This window comes from Microvirga sp. GN3 (genome assembly GCF_055792825.1).
In genome coordinates, this window is sequence record NZ_JBVVAK010000027.1 from 68,687 (window position 1) to 78,093 (window position 9,407).

At 62.4% G+C, this 9,407-nt stretch carries 6 protein-coding genes; 5 read left to right on the forward strand and 1 reads right to left on the reverse strand.

Features of this window, described 5'->3' with window-relative positions:
* Positions 1–205: 205 nt before the first annotated feature.
* The 4 genes from ACS5Q1_RS15215 (at position 206) to glgX (ending at position 6,512) form a co-directional block, all read left to right on the forward strand.
* Positions 206–499 (forward strand): hypothetical protein, encoded by a 294-nt coding sequence (locus tag ACS5Q1_RS15215; protein WP_203441056.1) that lies wholly within the window; start codon positions 206–208, stop codon positions 497–499.
* Positions 500–774: 275 nt separating this feature from the next.
* Complete coding sequence (locus tag ACS5Q1_RS15220) at positions 775–1,719, forward strand: 1-phosphofructokinase family hexose kinase (RefSeq protein ID WP_473098993.1); 945 nt, start codon at positions 775–777, stop codon at positions 1,717–1,719.
* A 95-nt stretch (positions 1,720–1,814) separates the two neighbouring features.
* Entirely contained in the window at positions 1,815–4,325 is a 2,511-nt protein-coding gene (locus ACS5Q1_RS15225) for a glycogen/starch/alpha-glucan phosphorylase (protein WP_473098994.1), read from the forward strand.
* Between the two features lie 63 nt (positions 4,326–4,388).
* Positions 4,389–6,512 carry a glycogen debranching protein GlgX gene (gene glgX, locus ACS5Q1_RS15230; protein ID WP_473098995.1) on the forward strand — a complete coding sequence of 708 codons (2,124 nt, stop codon included), beginning with the start codon at positions 4,389–4,391 and terminating at the stop codon, positions 6,510–6,512.
* A gap of 26 nt (positions 6,513–6,538) precedes the next feature.
* Here glgX and ACS5Q1_RS15235 read toward each other — a convergent pair whose 3' ends face one another.
* Positions 6,539–7,888 (reverse strand): family 1 glycosylhydrolase, encoded by a 1,350-nt coding sequence (locus ACS5Q1_RS15235; RefSeq protein WP_473098996.1) that lies wholly within the window; start codon positions 7,886–7,888, stop codon positions 6,539–6,541.
* Between the two features lie 498 nt (positions 7,889–8,386).
* Between ACS5Q1_RS15235 and ACS5Q1_RS15240 the strand changes: the two genes are divergently transcribed.
* Entirely contained in the window at positions 8,387–9,043 is a 657-nt protein-coding gene (locus ACS5Q1_RS15240) for a hypothetical protein (protein WP_473098997.1), read from the forward strand.
* Positions 9,044–9,407 lie beyond the last annotated feature (364 nt).

The following is a 9,407-nucleotide window of genomic DNA, read 5'->3' on the forward strand; positions in this document are numbered from 1 at the left end:
TATTCGGTCGCGCCCGATTACGGCGGGATTAGTGTGGGGCCTGACTCGTGTTCCGAGACCATTCGGGACTACCTAAGTGACGGCAGATCCCATTTTGACCGTACGACCGGGCGAGAATCGGCGATAGAATGGATGGCCCCATCCCCGCTGGGACAGCGTATGTCTCCGGGAAGGCATAATCCGAGGTCATTCGGGGAGGCTTCCCATGGATGCTCTTTGGTCGAACATGACACCTCAGGACTGGATCGCGCTGGGACTGATCGCCCTGGTGCCGATGCTGATGGTCATTGCGATTTACTTGATCCACAGTGACGTGAAGCAAGGCGCACCTCGCACTCCCGTTGAGCCTCCGAGGTCCAGTACGCCGCCACTCCAGTTGAAGACAACTGCGTCGCAGCGTGAGCAGTGGCGCATGGGGAAGCAGCGACATCCGCGGGCCATCGTGGATCTGACGGATGACATCGAGACTCTTTTGAAGCGGGTCAAGGCTGGCGGCTAGCACCCGGGCATCGCTGCAGCGATACCCGATGACCCAAAGTGTCAAGGGATCGTCACTTTCTATCAGGCACTGAACTCCCGCTCGAACCCCTGGAGGCGATCAACGACATCTTCGGCCGGATGCGCGACAACAGGATCGATGGGCGCGTCGTCATGAGGATCTAGCCATCCGGACGAGACAGCGAGATCGACTGCGCTATTTGGGAGTGAGTGGCGCAGACCCTCCCGATAGGTCGGGTCCTTTACGCGACCGGCTTCAACGTCAAGGATAATGTGATGACAGGAGTTGTGACGCTGACTCTGAACCCTGCCATCGATGGCGCAGCGGAGGCGGAGGAGGTCTGGCCCATACACAAGATCAGGACCTGGGCTGAGCGCTATGATCCTGGCGGGGGCGGGATCAATATTGCCCGTGTCGTCAAGGAGCTTGGTGGATCCGCCTTGGCCGTCTACCTGTCGGGGGGAGCGACGGGGCCGATCCTCGATCAATTGGTGCAGGCTGCCGGTATCGACATCAGGCGCATTCCCATCAGGGGACATACGCGTGTCAGCCACACGGTGCATGAGAGATCGTCCGGCCTGGAGTTTCGCTTTGTCCCCGAAGGTCCCGCCGTGACCGCGGATGAATGGCAGGTCTGCCTTTCCGTGCTGGAAGGGATCGACTGCGATTATCTGGTCGCGAGCGGCAGCCTGCCTCGTGGTGTCCCGCATGACTTCTATGTCCGAGTGGGCCAGATCGCCGCCCGGAAGGGAGCGAAGCTCGTTCTCGACACCTCCGGTGAGGCTCTCCGTCATGCCACACGGCAAGGTGTCTACCTGATCAAGCCGAGTCTGGGCGAACTGGAAAGCTTGATCGGCCGGAAACTCCCGGATCCTGCGGACCAGGAGGCAGCACTTCAGGAACTCATTGCCTCGGGAGCGGCGGAAATCGTCGCCCTGACGCTCGGTCGCGATGGGGCGCTGCTCGGGACCCGAGGCAAGTGTGTCCGTATCCAGGGCGTAGAGGTGGTGCCCAAAAGCGCCGTCGGTGCCGGTGACAGCTTCCTGGCCGGCATGATCTTCGGCCTGTCGCAAGGGCGAAGTCCGGAGGATGCCTTCGTCCTGGGCATGGCGGCCGGGACTGCCGCAGTCCTGACGGCGGGAACCGAGCTGTACCGGCAGGCCGACGTGGAGCGAATCTATCACGATCTCAAGCGAGGCAACCCGGAAGCCTCGGGCTGAGCGATATCTCGAACTTTGAGGGACCGAAGGCCGCGGATCGGAATGATGGACTTACCTTTGACAGCAGTGCCCGGCGATCAGAGAGGGATGAAAGTATGAACAGCGACAGGACCAGAACCGTCGCGAAGATCTCATCTTCTCCCACGGCCAAGGAACTCCTCAAGCAATATGCATGCGGACCGGTTCAGCTCACAGGGGCGAGTAACGCGCTCTACGAGCGCCATCTCATGTTCGACAATGTCATGGATCCGAAGGCAATCGGCCCGCGCGAGCAGTACGAGGCCGCCGCCAAGTCCGTGAGGGACGTCCTCTCGCAGCGCTGGCCCCTCACAGAGCGGACCTATGAGCGCGAGAACGCCAAGCGCATCTACTATCTCTCCATGGAGTTCCTCATAGGGCGCTCCCTGGCCAACAACATCATGAACCTCCTTCTTGACCCGATGGTAAAGCAGGCTGTCGATGAGAAGAGGCTCGACTGGCTCGCCCTGCTTGAACAGGAGCCCGATGCCGGCCTGGGGAATGGCGGGCTCGGCCGGCTGGCGGCCTGCTTCCTCGACTCGATGGCAACGATGCAGCTTCCCGCCATGGGCTACGGGTTGCGGTACGAGTACGGCATCTTCCGTCAGTCGATCCGGGATGGCTGGCAGCACGAGGAGTCGGACAACTGGTTGCGGCGACCCGATCCGTGGGAGGCCGCCCGGCCGCAGGAGCAGGTGGAGGTCAGGCTCGGCTGCTCGTTCGAGGTGCGAAGCGGAAAGCTCGCCGCAGTCCTTGGTGAGCCATCGATCCTTCTGGGGATCCCCCATGATCGGCCTGTCGTCGGTTACGGTGGCAGGACTATCAACACGCTCCGGCTCTGGGCGGCCGCGGCGCCCGAGGCGTTCGACTTCCATGAGTTCAGCGCCGGCGACTTCGTGGGTGCGCTGGCCGAGCGGCTCTCGGCCGAAACCCTGACGCGCGTGCTTTATCCCGACGACTCCACGAGCATGGGGCAAGGCCTGCGCTTCGTGCAGGAGTACTTCCTCGTCGCCTGCTCGCTGGCCGACCTCGTGCGGCGCTTCCGTCGGAACAATCCCGATTGGCGCGCCCTTCCCGACAGGGCCGCCATCCAGCTCAACGACACGCATCCCAGCCTTGCCGTTGCCGAGTTGATGCGGATCCTCCTCGATGAGGCACATCTCGGATGGGACGAGGCCTGGGACCTTACCCGGCGGACGCTGGCCTATACGAACCACACCCTCCTGCCCGAGGCATTGGAGAAATGGCCCCTGCGGTGGTTCGAGGTGCTGCTGCCGCGGCAGCTCGAGATCATCCTGGAGATCAATCGCCGCCTCCTTGACGATGTGCGGAACCGGTTCCCCGGCGACGAGGGCCGTATCGAACGCGTGAGCCTCATCGACGAACGCGGCGGGCGCAAGGTCCGGATGGCGAACCTCGCCATCGTCGGCTCGCACAGCACGAACGGCGTTGCCGCGATCCATTCCGGTCTGCTGCGAAGGGTGACCGTCAAGGATCTCGCCGAGATGTTTCCGGAGCGCTTCAGCAACAAGACGAACGGCGTGACGCCGCGTCGGTGGCTGCTGTTGGCCAACCCGGCCCTTGCCGGGATCATCACCGACGCCATCGGCGACCGCTGGATCACGGATCTTGCCGAATTGGAAAAACTCAAGCCGCTCGCTGACGACAGGAGCTTCAGGGATGACATCCGCAGGGCCAAGCAGGATGCCAAGTCGCGGTTCGCCGAGTGGCTCAAGTCGACGTCCGGAGTGGTCGTGGATCCGGCATCGATCTTCGATAGCCAGATCAAGCGCATTCACGAGTACAAACGGCAACTGCTGAATGGGCTGCGCATTGTCGTGCTCTACAACCGGCTGCGGGAGAACCCAGACCTTGAGATGGCTCCGCGCACGTTCGTCTTCGCAGGCAAGGCGGCGCCAGCCTATCAGCTGGCCAAGATCATCATCAAGTTCCTCAACAATCTGGCTGACACGATTGACGCAGATCCGGCCGTCAAAGGGCGCCTGAAGGTGGTGTTCCTGCCCGAGTATTGCGTGTCGCTGGCTGAGAGACTAATTCCCGCCAGCGACGTCTCCAACCAGATCTCGACGGCGGGCTATGAGGCGAGCGGCACGAGCAACATGAAGTTCATGATGAACGGGGCCCTGACGCTCGGGACCCGCGACGGAGCGACGATCGAGATGGCCGAGGCCGCCGGCGAGGGCAACTTCTTCCTGTTCGGGCTAACGGCCGAACAGGTGGCGGGCAGCCGGGGCTGGTATAGTCCGTACTGGCATTACGACAACGAGCCGGAAACGCGTGCCGCACTGGATCTCATCTTCTCAAATCACTTCAGCCGCTACGAGCCCGGCATTTTCGAACCCTTGCGCGATGTCCTGCTCACGCATGGCGACCATTACATGCATTTGGCCGATCTGACGTCTTATCTCGAAGCGGACCAGCGGCTGCTCGATCTCTATGCTGATCCGGATGCTTGGGTGCGAAAAGTCATCCTGAACGTTGCCAGTTCGGGAAGGTTCTCCAGCGACCGGACGATTGCAGAATATGCGTCCCAGATCTGGAACGTGCAGCCGTGCCCGGTGCCCTGAGAGCATCGGCGATACCGAGGGGTGATGCGGCGGGATTGGAGCGGGCCGGAGGGGACCACGACGATGCATCAGCGTAAGGACGAGGGGACGCACCCGAGCCGCTTCCGGGTCTCTGCACTGGGAGTTCCATCGCCGCTCGGAGCGACACCCATGTGCGAGGGAGTGAACTTCAGCGTCTTTTCCAAGCATGCGACTGGGGTGGAGTTACTATTGTTCGACCACGCCGACGAGGCACGGGCGCGGCAGGTGGTCCGCCTGGATCCCGCCGTCAATCGCACCTATCACTATTGGCACGTCTTCGTCCCGGGTCTGGCGGCGGGACAACTCTACGGCTATCGCATGGATGGGCCGTTCGAGCCCGCGAGGGGCATGCGGTTCGATCCCGGCAAGCTTCTCCTCGATCCCTACGGCCGTGGCGTGGCCGTGCCGAAGAATTACAGCCGCGATGCTGCGCGAAAGCCTGGCGAGAACACCCTCACGGCGATGAAGAGCGTGGTTGTGGACCCGTCCGCCTACGATTGGGAGGGCGATGCCCCCCTGCGGCGGTTCTCCGCCCAGACCATCATCTATGAGATGCATGTGCGCGGGTTCACATGTCACCCCAACTCCGGTGTCGATGAGAAGGTCCGTGGCACCTTCGCCGGCCTGGTCGAGAAGATTCCGTACCTTCAGGAACTAGGCGTTACTGCCGTCGAGCTGATGCCGGTGTTCCAGTTCGATCCGCAGGATTCCCCACCGCGCAAGGTCAACTATTGGGGCTATGCGCCCGTCTCCTTTTTCGCGCCGCATCAGGCTTACAGCTCGCGCCAGGACCTGCTCGGGCCGGTGGACGAGTTCCGTGATATGGTCAAGGCCCTGCACCGGGCCGGCATAGAGGTTATCCTCGACGTCGTGTTCAATCACACCGCGGAGGGCGACCGTGATGGGCCGACCCTCTGCTTCCGCGGGGTGGATAACACCGCATATTACACTCTTGAGAGGGATCGCTCGCGCTACGCGGACTACACTGGCACCGGCAACACCCTCAATGCCAGCCACGCCGTCGTGCGTCGGATGATCGTCGACAGCCTCCGGTATTGGGTGGAAGTGATGCATGTGGACGGGTTTCGGTTCGATCTCGCGTCGGTTCTTGCGCGGGATGCGATGGGGCAGCCGATCCCGAACCCGCCGATCCTGTGGGACATCGAGTCGGATCCAGTGCTCGCCGGTACGAAGCTTATCGCGGAAGCGTGGGATGCGGCGGGGCTCTATCAGGTCGGCAGCTTCATCGGGGACAGTTGGAAGGAATGGAACGGACGCTTCCGTGACGATGCGCGCGCATTCTTCCGTAGCGATCCGGGTTCGGTGGCGCGAATTGCCGACCGATTGTTGGGAAGTCCCGAGATTTACGGGCATAAAGGGCGCGAGGCCGAGCAAAGCGTCAAGTTCGTCACGTGCCACGACGGCTTCACCCTCAACGACCTTGTGTCCTACGATCGCAAGCACAACGAGGCCAATGGTGAGAATAATCGCGATGGGGCGGACGACAACCATAGCTGGAATTGCGGTGTGGAGGGCCCGACCGACGATCCCGCCGTGGAGACGCTGCGAAATCGGCAGGTCAAGAACTTCCTGACGGTGACGATGCTCTCCCTCGGCATGCCCATGATCCTGATGGGCGACGAGGTGCGGCGAACCCAGTCCGGCAACAACAATGCCTATTGTCAGGACAATGAAACAAGCTGGTTCGATTGGTCGCTGCTCGCCAAACACGCGGACGTATACCGGTTCGCGCGCCTGCTTACCGCACGGCGGGCCCGGCGGGGAACCGAGCATGAGCGTCAGCGGGTGAGCCTGAGCCGCCTGCTCCAGCAAGCGCAGAAGACATGGCATGGCGTTCGGGTCGGCCAGCCCGACTGGGGCCATGACTCCCACAGTCTCGCGCTCGAGGCGGAGGTGCGACAGGATGGGATCTGCGTCTACCTGATCCTGAATGCATATTGGGAACCCTTGGATTTCGAATTGCCGCCGGGAGTTGATGGCGAACCCGGCGCATGGCGCCGATGGATCGATACCTCGCTCGAATCTCCGGCAGATATTGTCCCCTGGCGGGCAGCGCCTTCGCTCGTCGGGCCAACATACCGAGCCGAGGCGCGCACCGTCGTCGTGCTGTTCAGGCAGGACCGAGGCCGCGGGGCGCCCATCTGAACGCCAATCGCAGGATGGCGCCGATGTTAGCTCCTGAGTTCGGGCTTCGTCTTCAGTTCATGGCGCAAGTACCGGCGCCATCCCTCGCGGCGGCGGGCGGCCACAGGCTCATCGTACTCGCTCGGCAGCATGACCGGCACGAACAGGCAGACGCTCTGGGTCGGCAGGACCTGACGCCACTGGGAGAGCAGCTTCTTGAAGGCCTTTCCCACGGGACGGATGTTGCGTTCGAGATCATATAGTCCTCGAGGGTTCACGTGGCCCCGCTGCTCGCGGAGAGCGATGTCCCAGTCGATTTGGTCGGTGAGCGAGTACCAGGTGAAGCCGACGATGGGCACGCGGTTGTTGCGCACCCGCAGCACGTTGGCCCATTGCTTCCAAAGCCAGTCCACGGCCTCATCGCCCTCATGGCCCTGGTCGAAGTTGGTCTCGGTATGCATCACGGGCAGCCCATAGCGGTCGTGATACTGGCGCGTGATCTCGTCGTAGCCGAACACCTCTCCGGCAGGCAGGATCCTGCCGCTGGAATCCACCCGGTGCTCGTTCGAGTGATAGAAATCGTTGCCCATGATGCAGTGGTGGCGAAGCGTGTTGTCGAGGAAGAAATGGTATTCGTCGCGGGTCATCCCGTTGTCCAGCAGGTATTCGTGCATGTGCGAGTTGACCGGATAGCCGTAGTTCAGGTCGAGCGAGAGGAACCGCCGCGCGTTGTAGAACTCCGCCGACTTGATGGCCTGGGGATTGTCGGCGTGGAAGTATTCGGTCGACTCGCTCTGGATGAAGATGGCGTCAGGGCGCTCCTCCAGAATGGCGTACATGGCCAGCACGTTCGCCTTGGCCATATGCTTCAACGCAGTGACGAAGGCACGGTCGCTCGTCAGTTGTTCGTTCCACCAGCCGAAAGCGGCCGAGAATTGGGCGCAGATGAACATCTCGTTGACCGGGGTGTAGAACTGGACCCATGGGAAGCGATGCGCAAAGGCTCGGGCGTACTCGGCGAAGAGCACCGGGAAGTCGGGGTTCTGGAAATCGCCGATCCAGTCCGGCACGCCGAAATGGCACAGGTCGACGATGGGGATGACGTCGCGGTCTTTCAGCCAGGCGAACGTCAGGTCGGCGAAGTCCCAGTCATATCGGCCCTGTCCGAGGAAGGTCTTGTACAGCGGAGGACCATAGCGCAGGAAGCGGATGCTCAGATCGTCGAGGAGTTCGAAGTCACGCTGCCAAAGGCGGTAGTGACCGCATTCCTCCATCTGGTCCCGGCGCACACGGCCGTTCTGGATCGTGGGATAGCTGTTTTCGATGCCGGTCGCGAACAGGAAGAGAGTGACGCGGGTCGGTTGGCGGTCGCCGTCACTGCGCGAATGATCATTCATGATGCCTCTCGTCGATTCCTTCGTCAGGGCATTCAGGATTCTCCAGCCTGGACCGAGGGCCGGAGGCGTAAGGCCGAAAGGAAGCCGGGCATGGTCCGGTGCGGCGACGGTCCTTCGGCGGCCGAATGGCACTCGTCCGACCAGCCCGAGTATGGCACCGGTTGAGCAACTTGCTTGACCGAATGTGTCAGTCCCTTGGCATGTTGGGACAAATGGCATGTCGCTGCTGGTGACGTGGCATGCTGGTGACGTGGCACATGGAAGTAGGCGAAGAGTGTCAGGCAAGGCCTGAAGTGAATCCTCTCTGCCTTTCCTGGATGGCAAGCCCGGGATGCGCTCGTCGACGGGTGTAAGGTTCCCGTGCAGCCTCATGGCAACAAATGCCAAGCGCTTGTCCCAAACGATCAAGCAAGTTTTCGCAGCGGGCACAATGTATTCCACTCATGTCAGCCTGCCCCGCGCGGTGCAGTGCGCCGGGCAGTGAAAGGGAGAACGTCGATGAACAGGACTCTCCTGGCTCTGTGCGCTCTCGCAGCGGGCGCGCTTCTGATCCCGGATGTTGCCGATGCCCAGCGTGGTGGTCGCGGCGGAGGGGGCGCCCGCATTGGCGGCGGGTTCGGCGGAGGCGGTGCCTTCCGGGGTGGAGGCGGCTTCCGGGGCGGCGGTATCGGAGGCCAGAGGATGTACGTCCCTCGGGCCGGCATGGGCGGCGGGAATTTTCGCGGACGGGCGATCGCCGCGCGGCCAGGCGGCGCGCCTGTCCGCGCGGCCGCCATACGTCCCGGTCGTGGAGATTTTCGCCAGGCGGCGATCAACAACCCGGGCGGCCGCTTCGACAATCGCTTCGTCAATCGTGGTGATTGGCGTGGACGTTATCCGTACTATGGCGGGCGCTATCCCTACTATGGGCGCTATCCGTATTACGGGAATTATTACGGCGGATGGGGATTGGCCACGGGTGCCGTGATCGGGGCAGCGGCTACATACCCGTATTACAACTACCCATACTCCACCTACGAGACACCGGTTTCGTCAACGGTTGGTGGGTCCTGCGTGACGGCGGTCCGAACCTGCGCTTTGACCGATCCGGCGCCGGTCGGGACGGGATGCTCCTGCCGCACCCCGGGAGGGCGGGCCCGCGGTACCGTGCGGTGATCCTCAAGATCACGTGGCTGTTCGAAGGCTTCGGATGATTGATCGGGGGCCGCTCGATCAGACCGGCGCAATGTGCGGTCCATAGAGGAGTGCACTTTTGGGGCCGATGCTTCTTCTCTTGGCTGGCGCATCGTTCGGGGCAGAACCGGAGGTCCGTGTCAGCGAAAACCGGGTCCACTTTTCACTGGCGTGGCCCTTCGGGTCGCCGACGCGGCCCTCTGGGTCCGCACGATGCGCTAGAGCATCGGACGATTACACGGACGCATATCCGGCAGCCTTGAGGTAGTTCCAGCACTCTTGAGGTTCGAAGAGATTGCAGATGTCGCCGAGCGCTCGCCAGAGCGCGTCGAACGTTCGGGCCTCG

What these genes read in the sequence shown, in the direction of transcription:
- ACS5Q1_RS15215 (WP_203441056.1), top strand. Translation starts at nt 206, where the DNA reads ATGGATGCTCTTTGGTCGAACATGACACCTCAGGACTGGATCGCGCTG.
- ACS5Q1_RS15220 (WP_473098993.1), top strand. Translation starts at nt 775, where the DNA reads ATGACAGGAGTTGTGACGCTGACTCTGAACCCTGCCATCGATGGCGCA.
- ACS5Q1_RS15225 (WP_473098994.1), top strand. Translation starts at nt 1,815, where the DNA reads ATGAACAGCGACAGGACCAGAACCGTCGCGAAGATCTCATCTTCTCCC.
- glgX (WP_473098995.1), top strand. Translation starts at nt 4,389, where the DNA reads ATGCATCAGCGTAAGGACGAGGGGACGCACCCGAGCCGCTTCCGGGTC.
- ACS5Q1_RS15235 (WP_473098996.1), bottom strand. Translation starts at nt 7,888, where the DNA reads ATGAATGATCATTCGCGCAGTGACGGCGACCGCCAACCGACCCGCGTC.
- ACS5Q1_RS15240 (WP_473098997.1), top strand. Translation starts at nt 8,387, where the DNA reads ATGAACAGGACTCTCCTGGCTCTGTGCGCTCTCGCAGCGGGCGCGCTT.